This window comes from Mycobacterium syngnathidarum (genome assembly GCF_001942625.1).
GTDB lineage: Bacteria > Actinomycetota > Actinomycetes > Mycobacteriales > Mycobacteriaceae > Mycobacterium > Mycobacterium syngnathidarum.
On sequence record NZ_MLCL01000089.1, the window covers coordinates 466,539 to 483,267 of the forward strand.

The following is a 16,729-nucleotide window of genomic DNA, read 5'->3' on the forward strand; positions in this document are numbered from 1 at the left end:
CTCCCTCACACCCCCAACCGCCCCGACAATCGGTTCAGCCGGTCCAGGCTCGCCCCGTCGAGCCCGGTGAACGAAGCCGTTTTCCCTCGCGAGGAATACTTCAGCCGGATCGCGTCGAGACTCGCAACAGACGAGGCGTCCCACACCGACACACCCGACATGTCGATCACCACCTCGGCGGGATCATCGGCGTAGTCGAACTGGTGCACCAGATCATTGCTGGACACAAAGAACAGGTCTCCGCGGACCCGATACGTTCGCACACCGTCCGGTCCCGTCAGCGCCGTCACCGAGGTGAAGTGCGCCACCCGGCGGGCAAAGGCGACCATCGCCGCAAGCACACCGAGTGACACCCCGATGGCGAGATTCCCGGTGACGACCGTCGCGATGACGGTGACCACCATGATCAGGGTTTCACTGCGCGGCAGCATCTTCAAGGTCCGCGGCGTCACACTGTGCCAGTCGAAGGTCGCGAACGACACCACGATCATCACCGCCACCAACGCGGCCATCGGGATGCGGCCGACGAGATCTCCCAGAGCCACCACGAGGATCAAGACGAACAACCCGGTCAGCAAGGTGGAAAGTCGTGTCCTGGCCCCAGCCACCTTGACATTCATCATGGTCTGCCCGATCACCGCGCAGCCGCCCATGCCGCCGAAGACCGCGGTGACAACGTTGGCCATCCCCTGCCCACATGCTTCACGGGTCTTGTTGGACGGAGTGTCGGTGATGTCGTCGACGAGCTTGGCCGTCATCAGCGATTCCAGCAGCCCGACCAGTGCCGCCCCCAACGCGTAGGGCGCGATCACCTGCAAGGTGTGCAGGGTCAGCGGAACCTGCGGAAACCCGGGTACCGGTAGCGAATCAGGCAGTGCCCCTTGATCTCCCACGTCGGGCACGTTCCAGCCGAAGATCATGACGGCGACGGTCAACACAAACACCACCACCAGCGGTGCGGGTACCGCCGTGGTCAGCTTGGGCAGCGCCACCATGATCGCGACCCCCGCCGCGGTCAGCACATACACCAGCCACGGCACGTCGACCAAGTGGCGCAATTGCGACACCAACACCAAGATGGCCAGCGCGTTGACGAAGCCGACCATCACACTGCGCGGGATGAACCTCATCAGCTTGGCCACTCCGAATGCCGCCAGCAGCATCTGGAGCACACCCGCCAGCAGGATGGTGGCGACGAGGTACCCCACCCCGAATTCCCGGGACACCGGCGCGACGACCAACGCAACCGCCGCGGTGGCGGCCGTGATCATCGCGGGCCGTCCGCCGGTGAAGGCGATGGTGATGGCCATCGTCACCGTCGAGAACAGACCCACGCGGGGGTCGACGCCGGCGATCACCGAGAATGCGATCGCCTCGGGAATCAACGCCAGGGCCACCACCAGACCGGCCAGCACCTCGGTGCGCAGCACGGCCGGCGAGCGCAGCGACGGCCCGGCGGCACCGGTCGAGGGCGCGCGAAATCCAGGCAGGGTGATACTCATCGAAACTCCTTGACGGACAGTAAGATCGGCTATGCGGCGGGGCGATGACCGAGGAAATCCAGGATGTCGCGGCGCCGCCGCTGATAGGACTCCTCGAACTGCGCCTCGGGCGTGCGTGGTTTCTCGATGGTGAGGACATCGGCGACCGTGGCCGGCCGGTGGCTCAACAGGACGATCCGGTCGGCCAGCAGCAGAGCTTCGTCGACATCGTGGGTGACGAACAGCAGCGTCATCTTCTGGGTCTCCCACACCGATGTCAGCAGCTGCTGCATCTCCAGCCGGGTCTGGGCGTCCAGCGCGCCGAACGGCTCGTCCATCAACATCACCCGCGGCTCACAGGCCAACGTACGGGCCAGTTGGACCCGCTGGCGCATGCCACCCGAGAGCTGACTGGGCAGGTGATCCAGATACTCGCCGAGCCCCACCTGTTCCAACCGGGCGGCGGCCGTCGCCTTGAGTTCCTTGCCGCGAATGCCTCGGAGTTTGAGCGGAAACTGCACGTTCTTGAGCGCGGAGCGCCACGGGAACAGTGCGTCCTCCTGGAACACCATGGCGCACTGCGCGGCATTGCCGGTGACGGGCGCACCATCGACGGTCGCGGTGCCGCCCATCGGTTCCAGCAGACCGGCCAAGGCCCGCAGAATTGTCGACTTGCCGCAGCCGGACGGACCGAGGAACACCACGACTTCGCCGGGTTCGATCTTGAGGGTGATATTCGCTGCGACAACGCCATTGAAGCCGAGTTGCAGGTCCTGGAGGTCGACGGCGCCGGCGCTCATCGGGCGGCCCTCGGCAGCCAGCGGTTGACCCGCCGTCCGACCCGCTCGACCAGCCAGGCGGTGCCCAGCCCCAGCGCACCGATGGAGATCATGCCGACGACAACGCCTGCGTAGTCGAGCAGACCGTAGGCCTGCCAGGTGTAGTACCCGATGCCGAACTGCCCCGAGATCATCTCGGCACTGACGACACAGATCCATGCCACGCCCATCGCCACCGAGAGACCGGCGAAGATACCGGGCAGCGCCCCCGGGATGATCACATGGAACAGCAACGACATCCGCCCGGCACCCATCGTCTGCGCCGCCTCCTCCCAGACCTTCGGCATGGAGTCCATGGCGTGGATGGTGCTGACCACTACCGGGAAGAATGCCGCGAAGAACGTGATGAACACGATGCCCTGCTCGCTGGACGGGAACAGCAAGATGGTCAGCGGCACCAGCGCTATCGCCGGGATGGGGCGAATCAATTCGATGAAGGGCCGCAGCGCCATCCGGGCGATCTCCGACCGCCCGACCAGCACACCCAACCCGATGCCCACCACCGCGGCCAGACCGAAGCCGAGCAGGATCCGCTGCAGGCTGGCCAGCAGATCGTCGTAGTAGCTGCCCGAGCTGACCCGGGCCAGCAGCGCCTGCAGCACCGCTTCCGGCGCAGGCATTCGATTGAACCGTAGCCAGGCGACCACATTGTTGGTGGTCAACAGGTGCCAGGCCACCAGGAAGATCGCGATCGGGATCAGCGGCAGCACCAATGCCGGTGCCCGGCGGGAAACGGACTCGGGTACGACGTCAGCCAGACTGTGCCGCACCGACTTTCCGTTCCGATTGGCCGACGACCACAACTTTGGTGGCGCGATGGTCGGCCGGATCATGAGATCAGTCATGCGATTTCCTTTCTCGGTGGATGGATCAGCCCGCGGTGCGGGATTGCCCGACCGCGGCGGCGTAGCCGACGGTCCGGGATTGCGGGTGCTCGTGGCGGTAGGCGTCCGCCCCAGCGGAGGTGGCAAACGGCTTGTACCGCTGATTGGGCGGTGCCGACGGGTCCTGCAGCCACACCGCGTGATCGGCGAAGATCCGCAGCCCGGTCAGGGTGTCGGGCACATAAGCCGCCCGTACCTCGGCGGTCGTGCCGACTCGGCGCAGCAGGCAGCTCGGTGTCGCCGCGACGTCGGTCGTCTCGGCTCCGGCGGCCCACAGTTCGGAGGCCTGCGCCGGATCGTCCACCGGAAGTCCACACACCTCGTCGAATCCGGTGAGCCGCATCGGGTTGGCCACGCTGTCACGCTGCCGCGCGTACCGGTCACCGAACAGCTCCCGCAGATAGCCGTCGTTGATGAATCCGGCGACGTCGAAATCCTTTGTCACCGAACCTCGTCCCACCAGATAGTCCTTGACTTTCGCGAACGCGCCGAAGAACTGCTCCTTGAGGGTCATGTCGAAGCTGACCAACCCGTTGGGACCGTTGTAGAGGTAGATCACCTCGGGCTCGATACCGGTGATCTCCGAGACCCGCAGCGCCGCCTTGAGCGGATGAGCGACGATGTCGTCGGTGGTGGACTTCATCGACCGCAGGAACGCCGCCATCACCTCGGGATGCCCAGCGGCGAACTGCTTGCGGACGACCACTCCGTGGAAGGTGGGCACATTGTTGTCCCCGCCGTCGTAGAGCAGTCGCCCCTGATTGCGGTAGATCACGAGCTGCGGCCAGGGCACGAACTGCGCCAGTCCGTCGACCTGTCCCCCCTCGATCGCCGACGCACCCACCGACGGATCCTGGTTCACGATCTGCACGGCGCCCTTGTCGATTCCGCTGTTGCGCACCGCCGAAGAGAACATTCCGTCACCCGCGGATCCCAGGCTGGTCGACACCTTCTTGCCGGTCAGGTCGGCCAGCTTCTGCGCGTCCGAATCTGAGGGCACCACAACCTGGTTCAACGATCCACGCAGGTTGTAGCCGGTGGTCGCGACCATCTCGGTGACCGCGTCGTCGTACTTGCGCGTCTTGGATCCGTTGGTGAGCAACGGATAGTCACCCATCGATCCGATGTCGACGTGAGTCGCGATCATCTGCGCGGTAAGGGGTGCGCCCGACGCGAAGTCCTGCCACACCACCCGGTACCTGGTGCCGGTCTGGGCACCGATTTGCTTGAGGGCCTTCTCGAAGTCACCGCGGTCACGCAACAGCGTGCCGGCGTTGACCGTGTTGATGGTCTTGGATTGGTAGCCGACGTTGACGACGACCGTCGGCTCGGTGAGCAGACCGCATCCGGTCAGCAGCTGCGCGCCTCCGACCGTGAGTGCCGCCAACAGACCGGCCGACCGGGCTCGCCACCGGCTACGAGGGAGATGTTGCACGTCGTCCATACCGACAAGAGTCGACGGCTTCTGTTACCTCACTGTCATGTGAGGTTGCGCAGCAGTTACGCCATCTGCACACAGGGAACGCCGAGGTTACGCCACCAAGACCGCCCCTGGCGACCGGCACTGAATTCGGAAAGGCTTGCAGCCATGGATGTTTCGACTGAACCTGACTACCGGTTCACGCTTGCCAACGAGCGCACGTTTCTGGCCTGGCAGCGCACCTCCCTGGGGCTACTGGCGGCGGCCGTCGCCGTGGTGCAGTTCATGCCCGAGCTGACAGTTCCGGGCCTCCGGCACATACTGGGTGTACTGGTCGGCGCCATGGCGGTCGCCACAGCGGCAGCAGGGTTGGTGCGCTGGGCTCAGGTCGATCGCGCGATGCGCCATGACCAACCGCTGCCACGGCCGGCCATCCCCGTCTATCTGACTACCGGCCTGGCCACGATGGGACTGGTGACAGTGGGTTTCGCGATCGCGGCCACCGTCGCATGACGCGTCAAGCGCTGGCGGAGGATCGTGGGCTGCAGGCCGAACGGACATCGTTGGCATGGACCCGCACCGCGCTGGCCGTCGCGACCTCAGGAGTGTTGGTGCTGCTGCGCGACGGCCGAACGGTTGGCCTTGGCCACGATCCGGTACGCATCACGGTGGTCATCGCGGCGCTCGTTCTCGCGGCGGGCGTGTACGCGGTCGGGCTGCAGCGGCGCCGTCAATTGCTGGCCCGCCCGCGCGATTGCGCGGCGGCCGGACGGCGTTATCTGCCGGGTATCGGGATCGCCGTCATCATCGAAGCACTTCTGGTGGTGACGTACCTGGCATTGTCCGCCGCGCCATGACGGCCCGATCTTGCGCGGCCCATATCTTCTGTCTCACCCGCTGTAGCAGGTTGTTCGACCCGGACACCATCGACCTGGTCACCCACACGACGCCCCATCCGCGCGCTTCGAGTTCGGCCGTATGCTCGTGCACCCACGTTCGATGACGCGCAGAATCGTGCTCCTCATCGCATTCGACCGCCACCTTCCATCGGCGCCAGCCCATCGGCACTCGGGTGCAGACCAGACCCCACTGGTCGTAGAACGGGATCTGCGTTTCGAGCCCTGGGATGCCTATGTTCCGAAGCACGAGCCTGGTGCGCGTCTCGAGCGGCGACTCGGCAGCGCCGTCAGACTGTGCCAGTGATATCCGCAGCCGATCGATGCCGCGGATGCCTGGATTCGCGTCGACCAACGACCACACCTTGTCGGGGTCCAGTTTGGTCTTGTTCATCAGCGCATCCAAGATCGGTATCGCCTTGGGGGTCGGCAACAGTCGGCCCAGGTCGAACACCGTCCGGGCCACTGTGGTGACCCGCATCCCGTCGAAGTCGCGAACATGTTCTGGTGCAAGCGCATACGAGTGCACCCGCAGCCCTTCCGGCGCATGGCGATTGGTCCGCACAACCTCCGCCGGGTCATCGACGTTCAGCCATTTGGTGCCATAGACGGCTGCGGCCGAAATCCCGCTCAGCACCGCATCGGGACCGGCGAACAGCCATGCCGCCCTGGCTCGCATTTCCGGTGTCAGCGCGACCTCGTTGGCCAGATACACATTGCGGTAGACCGCGCGATACTTCGTCGCGAGCTCGCGCTCACTGAGTTGCCCAGCTCGGATCGCCTCGCTCCCGAGGAACGGCCTGGAAGAACGTCTGTCCATGCCCGCCAGCATCGGCTGGCCTGCCGACAATTCTCGCGGCCGGAGCCTGGTCATCCACAGGCCGGTGTCCGGGTTGGGTAGTTGATCAGGACACTGTGACGAGTGTGCAGGATCTCTACGCGATCTCGCAGTTCTGGTCGGAAAAGCTGCACACTCGTCACAGTGTCTTGGAAGGGATATATGGAGCTGAACGGGCGGAAAGGCCGCCCGGAAGTCACACGTCGAGGAAGCGGATGTCTTTGGCGTTGCGGGTGATGAAACTGCGGCGCGCTTCGACGTCTTCACCCATCAGGATGGAGAACAACTCGTCGGCGGCGGCCGCATCGTCAAGCGTCACCTGGCGCAACACCCGCACTGTCGGGTCCATGGTGGTTTCCCACAGTTCCTTGGCATCCATCTCGCCCAGACCCTTGTAACGCTGGATACCGTCGTCGACGTTGATGCGTTTGCCGGCCGCCCGGCCGGCCTCCAACAGACCGTCGCGCTCGCGGTCGGAGTAGGCGAACTCCGGCTCCTGACGCTGCCACTTGAGCTTGTACAACGGCGGCTGGGCCAAAAAGATGTGGCCTTGCTCGACAAGCGGTTTCATGAATCGGAACAGCAACGTCAACAGCAGCGTGGAGATGTGCTGACCGTCCACGTCGGCGTCGGCCATCAACACGATCTTGTGATAGCGCAGCTTGGAGATGTCGAACTCGTCGTGGATACCGGTGCCCAGCGCGGTGATGATCGCCTGGACTTCGGTGTTCTTCAAAACCCGGTCGATACGGGCCTTTTCGACGTTGATGATCTTGCCGCGAAGGGGCAGGATCGCCTGGAACATCGAGTCGCGGCCGCTCTTGGCCGAGCCACCGGCCGAGTCACCCTCCACCACATACAGTTCGGACTTCGTCGGGTCTGTCGAGCGGCAATCGGCCAGCTTGCCCGGCAGGCCGCCCACCTCGGTCGCGCTCTTGCGTCGCACCAGTTCACGGGCTTTACGTGCCGCGACACGGGCCTGCGCGGACGACGCGACCTTGGTGACGATCACCTTCGCCTCGGCCGGGTTGGCCTCGAACCAGTGAGTCAACTGCTCATTGCACACCTTCTGCACGAACGACCGGATCGCGGCATTGCCGAGCTTGGTCTTGGTCTGCCCCTCGAACTGAGGTTGCGCCACCTTCACCGAGATCACCGCCGCCAAACCCTCGCGGATGTCGTCACCGGTGAGGTTCGGATCCTTGTCCTTGAGCAGCTTCTTTTCCTTGGCGTACCGGTTCACCACACTCGTCAACGCCGCACGGAAACCCTCTTCATGGGTACCACCCTCATGCGTGTTGATCGTGTTGGCGAAGGTGTGCACCGACTCGGAGTAACCGGCATTCCACTGCATCGCGATCTCGACCTCGTGGCCGGGACCCTTACCGTCGAAATCGATGACGCTGGGATGGATCGGCTCTTTCACGCGGTTGATGTGGGCCACATAGTCGATCAGTCCGCCCGGATGGTGAAAGCTTCGGGTGTCAGCCTCACCGGCGCGTCGGTCGGTCAGCGTAAGAACCAAGCCTTTGTTGAGGAAAGCCATTTCTTGCAGGCGTCTCGCGATGATTTCGGCGTTGTACTCGGTGGTCTCGAAAACCTCAGGATCCGACCAGAACCGGACCGTAGTGCCGGCACATTCCGACGGCGCACCCTGACGCAGAGTGCCGGGCACCGAACGTTCGTAGTGCTGAAACCACTCGTGACCGTCCCGGTGGATACTGACCTCCAGGCGGGTGGACAGGGCGTTGACCACCGACACTCCCACCCCGTGCAGACCACCCGAAACCTGGTAGGACTCGCCGTCGAATTTTCCGCCCGCGTGCAGCTGGGTCATCACCACGTCGACGGTCGGAATACCGGTCTCGTGCATGGCAACCGGGATGCCGCGGCCGTCGTCGCTCACCTCGACCCCGCCGTCAGGAAGAAGCACGACATCGACCCGGGTGGCATGACCGGCCATCGCCTCATCCACCCCGTTGTCGACCACCTCCCACACCATGTGGTGCAGGCCGCGCTCACTGGTCGACCCGATGTACATTCCGGGCCGTTTCCGGACCACGTCGAGACCTTCGAGAATCGTGATCGATTGTGCGCCATAGGCGGTGGTCATGACTGGGCTCCCCTTTCAGAGCGAAGCCCTGCCCCGGGCGGGGCAGGGCTTCTGGTGCTACTCGGCGCTGACCGGCTCGCGGGCAGGTACGAATTCGATCGGCGCGCCGGCTGGAATCAGCTGCTCGGTCTCGACGCTGGCCTCGAACTCCTGGATGAAGCGGTAGGCATGCTGCATCACCCACCAACGCACCCAGGTCTGGTTGACCGCCTCGCGTTCCTTCGGGTCCTCCAGCAGGTTGGTGATGCGCGCGAAGCCCAGCGGGATCTCCGGGTCGTGGAAGTGCTGCTGGCGTTTGAAGTTGATCTTGAATTGAGACCACTTCACCGCGTGCAATTCTTCGTTGAGCCACACCATGCAGCCATCGCGGCTGGATTCCTCTGCGCCACCGAAGAATTCCCGCTGGTCGATGCCGTCGATGATCCGGTCCTCGGGGATCTCACAACCGGCCCACCGCAGCAAGGTCGGGAACATGTCGGTGACGTGCACCATCTCGTTGCTCTCGCGCACCGGGACGTTTCCTGGGTAGCGGATCAGGCATGGCGTCCGAATCCCGCCCTCGGCAGAACTGAAGTACGACCCGTCGAAGAACCCCGCGGTGCCACGTCCGGCCAGGTGGTCCTCGGCGCCGTTGTCCCCCGCCATGATGACGATCGTGTTGTCCTCGATGCCTAATTCGGTCAGGTAGTCGAGAATGCTGCCGAAGTCGTGGTCGAGCATCAGCAGCGAATCACCCCACGCCCCATTGGTGCTCTTGCCCTTGAACTCCTCGCGGACCTCCATCGGGAAATGCATCAGTGAGTGGTTGTGGTACAGGTAGAACGGCTTGTCCGCCTCGACGCTGCGTTTCATGAACGCCTTGGCGCGGCGGTCGTATTCGCCGTCCACCTCACCCTTGAGCTTGACGGTCAGCTGCTGATCGGTGGCCTGGACACCCCCGACCTTGGTGCCGTCATACATGTAGGAGTAGCCGTCGCGATCGCCGTCGTACCACGGGTCGTCGGGCCACAGGCACTCGTCGTAGGTGCGGGCCGGGCCGTACCATTCGTCGAACCCGTGATCAGTCGGCCACCGGCCGTCCTCGGCACCGATGTGCCACTTGCCGAAACATGCTGTGGCATAGCCGGCTTCGGACAGGATGTCACCCATGGTGCGCTCCCAGGCCACGATCCCGCCGCCGTTCCCTCCCAAGGCGATGGTGTGGTTGCCGGATCGGATCGGGTATCGACCGGTCATCAACGCGGAGCGGGTGGGTGTGCACTGCGGTTCGACGACGAAGTGCGACAGCTTCAGCGACTCGGCCGCGAACGCGTCCATCCGGGCGGTGTCAGCGCCGCGAAGGATGCCGCCGCCGTAGCAGCCGAGCTCACCCATTCCCAGGTTGTCGACGTGGAAATACACGATGTTGGGTTTTTTGGACATGGTTGAGCTACCTCTCTGTCGATAGGGTGAAATCCGGTGAAGGTGAAGTGGAGAAGCGCCGGCTACGTTGGCGGCTGTGACGGTTGGTCAGGCGACCGCGCGGCAATCGTCATCAACGAGCACCGATCGCCGCGGTAGCGCACGGTCTCGAAGTCGAACGGCGTGCCGTCTTCCAGATGGGTCAACCGGTGCAGCAGCAACAGTGGTGCGCCGGAACGGATTTGCAGAAGCTCAGCGGTGGTGGCATCTGCCGAGACCGACTCCACGGTCATCTCGGCCCAGCCCAGCCGCATGCCGAGTTCGCGCTCGATCAGTGCGAACACATCCTGCCGGTCGAGGTTCGCGTCGACAGGAATAGCGCCGACCCGCAACGAGGTGGTGTCGAGCGACAGCGGCACCCCGCCGACTGACCGCAGCCGTTCGATGAACAGAATCGGCGCGTTCTCAGGCAATTGGAGTTTGGCGGCCACGAACGGCGAGGCGGTTGACTCGCGTACCGAGAGCACCGTGTTCTCGACCGGCAGTTGGTGGCCGGCCAGCGACTCGGCCAGGCCCTCGAGGCGGTCGATGCGCTGGCTCAACTTGGCGCCCGTGACGAAGGTCCCCGCGCCCTGCACTCGGGTGATCAGCCCCTCGCCGCGGAGCAGCTCCAGGGCTTCGCGGATGGCGTTGCGGCTGACCCCGAACTCGGCGGCAAGCTCGTTTTCCGGTGGCAGCATCGGGCGCGCTGCCGCCAACCCGCCGTACACGCCGTCGAGGATCTGGCCGCGCAGAACGTCCCGGGCCCACCGGGCGGCATCGGCCCGGGTGCCGGCGTAGTCCCTGATCAAAGGACCGGGAAAGTCCTTCGGCGGGATGTGCGGGCGGCGGGTCATGACTTCACTGTGCCACCGATATCACCAGGTGGCGATACGGCAAGTGTTACGCCACCTGTTACTTCGTAAAGCCCTAGGCCAGGGACTATGAAGCGGCGTTTCGACGGGACTTCCGCCACCACGGACTAGTTGGCGACACAGCGGAATCCGATGTGCGTAGTGGCGCTGTCCTGCGATTGCGACGACCGGGCGGCGGGCCGGTAGCGGTGGCAATACTCGGGTGCACACAGGTGTGACCCGCCCTTGAGTGTCTGCATCACCGACGGGTCACCGGCCAGTCCGGGACAGCATCCAGCCGACTCGGAGTCGGTGCGGTGTCGTGGTGTGTAGCGAGTGGTAGTCCACTCCCACACGTTGCCGATCATGTCGGCCAGGCCAAATGCGTTCGGCGGGAACGCGCCGACCGGTGAAGTCCCGACCCAACCGAGGGCACCCCTATTGCGGTACGGGAACTCCCCCTGCCACGTATTGGCCATCAAGCGCCCCTCGGGCCGGACGTCGTCGCCCCAGGCGTAGATCGTCGTCGCACCTGCCCGAGCGGCGTACTCCCACTCTGCCTCGGTGGGCAGCCGCCGTCCGGCCCACGCCGCATACGCGATGGCGTCGGGATAGGAGATCTGGACCACGGGGTGATCGAGCCGGTCCTCGACGGACGATTCAGGCCCTCGCGGATGCTTCCAGCAGGCACCGGGAACCCAGTCCCACCATTGCCGCCAGTCCCGCAGGTCCACCGGTCCGTCGGTGGCTCGAAACACCAGGGCACCCGGGACGAGTTCGCCGGCGGGCACCCCCGGGAAGGCCGCCGGATCCAATTGTTGTTCGGCGACGGTGACATAACCCGTGGCCGCCACGAACTCGGCGAACTGCGCATTGGTGACGGGATGCCGCTCGATACCAAACGGTGCGACGGTCACCTCATGCACCGGCGACTCCTCGGGATAGAAGTTCTGCGACCCCATGCGGTATGTGCCGCCGTCAAGCGCGACGAGTTCGGTGAGCATGCGGACAGACTAGGTAGGTCCGGAACACGGCGCAGTCCAGCGCACTTACCGTCCCGCGCCGCCGGCGGCATGCGTTCGGGAGATGACCGGCTCCGGATATCCGGCAGCACCTACGGCACCGACGATCGTCTGACGGACCGCTGGCTCGAGCTGCGAAGGCACCAGCGCGATGACGCAACCACCGAACCCGCCACCGGTCATCCTCGCCCCCAACGCACCCGCCTGCACCGCACTGTCGGCGATCAGGTCGAGATGCGGTGTGGTGATCTCGAAGTCGTCTCGCATCGAGGCGTGCGATGCGGTCCACAGCTGACCAACCGCGGTGAAATCCGAAGACTCCAGGGCAGCAACACAATCGAGCACCCGCTGATTCTCGGTGAGCACATGGCGTGCCCTTCGACCATCGATCGGATCTCGCACGGTCCCGAGCGCTGACGCATCAGATACCTCCCGCAACGTGGCCACCCCGAGGTCGGCGGCCGCCCGCTCGCATGACGCCCGCCGGGCCGCATACTCGCCGCCGGCGTGCGCATGCCGGGCGCGGGAATCGACCAACAGCAGGGCCACCCCGGCCGGCTCGGGATCGAAGCGCACCGGCCGTACGGTGAGGTCGCGAAAGTCGATCAGCATCGCCTGCCCGGGGGCACCGAACAGCGACGCCAGCTGATCGAGCAAACCGGTTGGTGCGCCGACGTACTCGTTCTCGGCCCGTTGCGCGATCCGGGCCTGCTCGCCGCGATCGAGCTCGACCCCGGCCGCGGCGAGCAGGGCGCCGAGCACCGCGCATTCCAGCGCGGCCGACGACGACAACCCCGAACCGATCTCGACGTCACCGGTAATCGTCATGGCCCCGCCCGGCACCGAGATCCCGGCAGCGCCCAGCGCCCACACCACCCCGGCGACATACGCAGCCCATCCCGTCACGCCTGCCGGCACGGTATCCACACCGATCCGCGCGGTACCGAATGCGCTCGACACCGCGAGCACACCTGAGGAATCCGGCGCGAAGTCGGCAAAAGTCCGCTGCGGCAAGGCTATCGGCAGAGCGAACCCCGAGTTGTAGTCGGTGTGCTCCCCGATCAGATTGATCCGGCCCGGGGCGGAGTATCCGACCGTCATAGCCGAACCCTAGTGCCTCAGGCGTGCCGGTCCCATCGGCGGCGTAGCATCGAATTGTCATGCGCATCGCCATCAGTGGAGCCGGGGTCGCCGGGGCGGCACTCGCGCACTGGCTGCATCGCACCGGCCACGCTCCCACACTGATCGAGCGGGCTCCGGCGTTTCGAACCGGCGGCTACATGATCGACTTCTGGGGCATCGGCTACCGGGTGGCCCGCGAGATGGGCATCGAGCCGGCCATCCGCGATGCGGGCTACGACGTGCAATCGGTGCGCACGCTCGGCCCCGACGGCAGTACCCAGGCAGAGCTGCGCGTCGACGTGTTCCGACGCATGATCGGCAACGATTTCGTCAGCCTGCCGCGCGGTGATCTGGCGGCGGCGATCTACCGGACCGTCGAAGACGACGTGCCGACCGTGTTCAGCGACAGCATCACCGGCATCGACCAGCGTCCCGACGGGGTGCGGGTGACGTTCGAGAACACTCCGGCCGACGACTTCGACCTCGTCATCGGCGCCGATGGCCTGCACTCCAACGTGCGCGGCCTGGTATTCGGCCCCGAGGAGCGGTTCGAGCACTACCTGGGCTGCAAGGTCGCCGCCTGTGTGGTCGACGGTTACCGCCCGCGCACCGGCGCGACCACCTCCGACGCCTACCTCACCTACAGCATTCCGGGGCGACAGGTCGGGCAGTTCACCTTGCGCGGTGACCGCACCATGTTCCTGTTCGTATTCCGTGACGAGCACGGCCACCACGACATGACGCCAAAAGAGCAGTTACACAACCAGTTCGACGACGCCGGATGGGAATGCCGTGAGATCCTGACGGCGGTCGACGCCGTCGACGATCTCTACTTCGACGTGGTCAGCCAGATCCGCATGGACCACTGGTCGCAGGACCGGGTGCTGCTGATCGGTGACGCCGCGGGCTGCATCTCACTGCTCGGCGGTGAGGGCACCGGGCTGGCCATCACCGAGGCCTACGCGCTGGCCGGGGAACTCGCCGGCGCCGAGGGCGACCACCGCCGGGCCTTCGCGAGCTACGAGGCGCTGTTACGGCCGTTCATCGAGGGCAAGCAGGCCGGCGCCGAACGAATGCTCGGCTTTTTCGCCACCAGAACGCGGTTCGGGTTGTGGTTCCGCAACGTGGCACTGCGCGCGATGAACCTGGGCCGCCCGGTGGCCGGCCTGTTCACCGGCAGTGTGCGCGACGATCTCGACCTGCCCGACTACCGGATCGGCTGACCGCCCGCACACAGATCCGCGCCCCGCGGTGCGGAACCAACGTCACGTGCTTGACGCGCTGACGCTCGTCGGCCGCCGTCGTGGCGAAAAGATCTACCCGACTCAGTATCTCACGCAGCACGACCCGCAACTCGACCATCGCGAACGTCGCACCCAGACAGCGACGGTTACCGCCGCCGAACGGGAACCAGGTGGTGGGCCCGAGCGTCACGCCCAGCATGCGGTCCGGATCGAACCGGTCGGCGTCGGGATAGACGTCGTCACGTTCGTGCACCAGGCCGATGCCCGGCGCCACCATCACCCCGGCCGGCAGTTGGTGGCCGGCCAACTCGACCGGCTGCTTGAGCACCCGGCCCACGTCGAACACCACCGGGCGGATCCGCAGGGTTTCCTTGGCCACCGCGTCGAGGTAGTCGTCGTCGCCGTCGCACGCGGCGCGGACCGCCTTGTCCAGCACCGCGGGATGACGGGTCAGCCGTTCCAGCGCCCAGGACAGCGCGGTCGCGGTCGTCTCGTGGCCGGCGACCAGCAGGGTCATCAGCTGATCGCGCAGTTCACGGTCGGTCATGGTGTGCCCGGCCTCGTCGGCGGACCGCACCAGCATGGCCAGCACATCGGTGCGGTTGGCGATGTCCGGATCAGCCCGCCGATCCGCGATCTCGGCGTACAGCAGCCGGTCGGCCTCCTCGACGTTGCGCCGCAGGCCCCGCCACGGGCGCCGTCGCCCCAGGTCCGGCCTGGCCAGCGCCATCGTCTCCCACGCACCGATGCTGAGCAGCCGCGGCATCACCGACCGCAACGCGGCGAGCCGCGCCGGATCCGACGCCCCGATCACGGTTCGAAGGATGACCTCAAGGGTGATCTCGGCCATCTTCGGCGCGGCGGGAAACATCCTGCCGACCGGCCAACCCGCGATGTTCGCGGCGGCAATCTCGGCCATGATCTCGGTCTGGCGGGCCACCGCGTCGCGGTGAAACGGCGGAAGCATCTGGCGCCGGCGCTGATGGTGTTCGTCCTCGTCGATCACCAGCACCGAGCTGCCGCCGAGAAGGGTACTCAGGACCGAATTCGCTTCTCCGGCATGGAAGATCGTCGGATCACCGGCGAACACCGCCTTGATGTCAGCGGGATCCGCCAGATACACCATGGTGCCCATTGCCGCGACCCGCAGGGTGAAGACATCGCCGTAGCGGCGTCGACAGGCCGAGACGAACCGCGGCCAGTAACGCAGCATCAATGCCGCCTGAACCGACGGGGGCAACGGAGGCCCCGGAGGTAGCCCCACCATGACTCCAGCCTACGAGCCCTGGCGGCCCGGTGGGGAGAAAGCTCACCCGCGCCAGAGGCCCGGACGCCGGCTGCGTCCGGGCCTCGCCTCCCCCCTGGTCTACTTGGCGTGATTGCGCTGGTGGTGGTGATGGGTCGCGGACCCGGGCTGCGGGAAGTTGTGCTGGTGCGGGAAGGCCTGGTGCGCGCTGACCGACGGCCCGGAGTTGGCGGTGGAAGCATCCGCGTGAGCGGTGGCGGCGCCCAGGGCGATCAACGCGGGGGCGGCGGCGAGGGTGAAACCGGCGGCGATGCGGCGGGTGATGGTGCTCATGTCGACTCCTTTGTCGGATAAGGCTTTTGGTGTTTTCTCCGGTGTGTTCCGGCGTTGAAATAAGAATGCGCCGCTGCCGCCCGCGGCTGTATCGACCGACCGGCCCATCCACCGGGCGAATCCGGTGTCCCCCGATTGGGGGAACGACGCCGTTTTCTACTCACGGGTCGTGACCGCTCGAAACCACCTCGGTCATCGCGACCCGGGCGTAGAAACGGGCGCGAACGTCCGACGGCACGGGCACGTCACCCGCCGGCCACCAACTTGCCGCCGGACACAGCCCACCTCGGCGTTTAAGATCAGCAAACAGATCCAAGGGGGACGTGATGGACATCGATCTCAAGGCGGCAGGCGGTGTCGCACTGAGCGCGGTCCTGCTGGCCGCCTGCACCCCGACCGTCCCTGACTCCGACGGTCCACACGTCGACGTCCTGGGCAGCATGATGGCCAGCGAATCCGAGATCAACACCGTGATGAACGCCAAGGTCCGGCCCAAAACCGCACTCCGCAGGCCGATGACCAACGCCAACTTCGAGCCACTCTCCCGCCCGGAGTGCATCGTCGTCATCGGCAACGGGATGGAGTGGGTGTACGGCGACAGCGGGTATCGCGAATTCCGTGAAACCCAGCTCGCCGACGACAACGACGACGTGGAGGTGGACCAGGCGATCGCGCGGTTCGACAACCCCCAGGCAGCCGAAGCCATGGTGGCGCGCACCCTCGACATCTGGCGGCGCTGCGGCAACGACACCCTGACCTTCAGCTACGACGGCGGCAGAACACGAGACGCGCGCCGAATGGCGGCCCCGACCGTGCTCGACGGGGTCGACATCACCCACGACGAACCACTCGACGTCACCGACCGCCGGACCCACCGCGCGATCCTGACCGTCGACGCCTACGTGATCGACCTGCGGATCAGCGGTTACACCGTCACCGACAATCAGACAGTCCAGCTGGCAAAGATCATCGCCGGACGCAACGCGCTCTGAGACGC

Annotated in this window: 16 protein-coding genes; 4 read left to right on the forward strand and 12 right to left on the reverse strand. The window is 65.7% G+C overall.

Features of this window, described 5'->3' with window-relative positions:
* Nucleotides 1–5: 5 nt before the first annotated feature.
* The 4 genes from BKG60_RS28150 to BKG60_RS28165 are packed head-to-tail and all read right to left on the reverse strand — an operon-like array spanning nucleotide 6 to nucleotide 4,648.
* Nucleotides 6–1,502: a SulP family inorganic anion transporter gene (locus BKG60_RS28150; protein WP_075910237.1), complete on the reverse strand. Its 1,497-nt coding sequence runs from the start codon at nucleotides 1,500–1,502 to the stop codon at nucleotides 6–8.
* Between the two features lie 29 nt (nucleotides 1,503–1,531).
* Nucleotides 1,532–2,281 carry an ABC transporter ATP-binding protein gene (locus BKG60_RS28155; protein ID WP_070946872.1) on the reverse strand — a complete coding sequence of 250 codons (750 nt, stop codon included), beginning with the start codon at nucleotides 2,279–2,281 and terminating at the stop codon, nucleotides 1,532–1,534.
* Nucleotides 2,278–3,165: an ABC transporter permease gene (locus BKG60_RS28160; protein WP_083284441.1), complete on the reverse strand. Its 888-nt coding sequence runs from the start codon at nucleotides 3,163–3,165 to the stop codon at nucleotides 2,278–2,280. Before BKG60_RS28160 ends, BKG60_RS28155 begins: the two co-directional genes overlap by 4 nt.
* Nucleotides 3,166–3,190: 25 nt before the next feature.
* A complete protein-coding gene (locus tag BKG60_RS28165) occupies nucleotides 3,191–4,648 on the reverse strand; it encodes an ABC transporter substrate-binding protein (protein WP_075910238.1) in 1,458 nt (485 codons plus the stop codon).
* A gap of 144 nt (nucleotides 4,649–4,792) precedes the next feature.
* Here BKG60_RS28165 and BKG60_RS28170 point away from each other — a divergent pair, with 144 nt between their 5' ends.
* Together BKG60_RS28170 and BKG60_RS28175 are read left to right on the forward strand one after the other, a co-directional pair.
* Nucleotides 4,793–5,137 carry a YidH family protein gene (locus BKG60_RS28170; RefSeq protein WP_075910239.1) on the forward strand — a complete coding sequence of 115 codons (345 nt, stop codon included), beginning with the start codon at nucleotides 4,793–4,795 and terminating at the stop codon, nucleotides 5,135–5,137.
* Entirely contained in the window at nucleotides 5,134–5,481 is a 348-nt protein-coding gene (locus BKG60_RS28175) for a DUF202 domain-containing protein (protein ID WP_075910240.1), read from the forward strand. Before BKG60_RS28170 ends, BKG60_RS28175 begins: the two co-directional genes overlap by 4 nt.
* Here the strand turns inward: BKG60_RS28175 and BKG60_RS28180 are convergent.
* The 6 genes from BKG60_RS28180 to BKG60_RS28205 form a co-directional block, all read right to left on the reverse strand.
* Nucleotides 5,429–6,340, reverse strand: a complete 912-nt coding sequence (locus tag BKG60_RS28180; RefSeq protein WP_207553903.1) for a hypothetical protein — start codon at nucleotides 6,338–6,340, stop codon at nucleotides 5,429–5,431. The genes BKG60_RS28175 and BKG60_RS28180 overlap by 53 nt on opposite strands.
* Before the next feature lie 214 nt (nucleotides 6,341–6,554).
* Nucleotides 6,555–8,471, reverse strand: coding sequence for a DNA topoisomerase (ATP-hydrolyzing) subunit B (gene gyrB, locus BKG60_RS28185; RefSeq protein WP_075910242.1), 1,917 nt, complete (start codon nucleotides 8,469–8,471; stop codon nucleotides 6,555–6,557).
* Between the two features lie 57 nt (nucleotides 8,472–8,528).
* Nucleotides 8,529–9,893 carry an arylsulfatase gene (locus tag BKG60_RS28190; protein WP_070946869.1) on the reverse strand — a complete coding sequence of 455 codons (1,365 nt, stop codon included), beginning with the start codon at nucleotides 9,891–9,893 and terminating at the stop codon, nucleotides 8,529–8,531.
* A 62-nt stretch (nucleotides 9,894–9,955) separates the two neighbouring features.
* Nucleotides 9,956–10,768 (reverse strand): GntR family transcriptional regulator, encoded by an 813-nt coding sequence (locus BKG60_RS28195; protein WP_083339415.1) that lies wholly within the window; start codon nucleotides 10,766–10,768, stop codon nucleotides 9,956–9,958.
* Between the two features lie 125 nt (nucleotides 10,769–10,893).
* Nucleotides 10,894–11,769, reverse strand: coding sequence for a formylglycine-generating enzyme family protein (locus BKG60_RS28200; protein WP_075910243.1), 876 nt, complete (start codon nucleotides 11,767–11,769; stop codon nucleotides 10,894–10,896).
* Between the two features lie 45 nt (nucleotides 11,770–11,814).
* Nucleotides 11,815–12,888, reverse strand: coding sequence for a galactokinase (locus tag BKG60_RS28205; RefSeq protein ID WP_075910244.1), 1,074 nt, complete (start codon nucleotides 12,886–12,888; stop codon nucleotides 11,815–11,817).
* Between the two features lie 59 nt (nucleotides 12,889–12,947).
* On the opposite strand from BKG60_RS28205, the gene BKG60_RS28210 reads away from it, so the two are divergent.
* Nucleotides 12,948–14,132, forward strand: a complete 1,185-nt coding sequence (locus BKG60_RS28210; protein WP_075910245.1) for an FAD-binding domain — start codon at nucleotides 12,948–12,950, stop codon at nucleotides 14,130–14,132.
* On the opposite strand, the gene BKG60_RS28215 is transcribed toward BKG60_RS28210, so the two are convergent.
* The gene (locus BKG60_RS28215) at nucleotides 14,080–15,420 is read right to left on the reverse strand and encodes a cytochrome P450 (RefSeq protein ID WP_075910246.1); all 1,341 of its coding nucleotides are present in this window, start codon (nucleotides 15,418–15,420) and stop codon (nucleotides 14,080–14,082) included. The genes BKG60_RS28210 and BKG60_RS28215 overlap by 53 nt on opposite strands.
* A 99-nt stretch (nucleotides 15,421–15,519) precedes the next feature.
* Nucleotides 15,520–15,732, reverse strand: coding sequence for a hypothetical protein (locus BKG60_RS28220; protein ID WP_070946763.1), 213 nt, complete (start codon nucleotides 15,730–15,732; stop codon nucleotides 15,520–15,522).
* Nucleotides 15,733–16,058: 326 nt separating this feature from the next.
* Between BKG60_RS28220 and BKG60_RS28225 the strand changes: the two genes are divergently transcribed.
* On the forward strand, nucleotides 16,059–16,724 hold the full coding sequence (locus tag BKG60_RS28225) for a sensor domain-containing protein (RefSeq protein ID WP_070946764.1): 666 nt from the start codon (nucleotides 16,059–16,061) through the stop codon (nucleotides 16,722–16,724).
* Nucleotides 16,725–16,729: the final 5 nt, after the last annotated feature.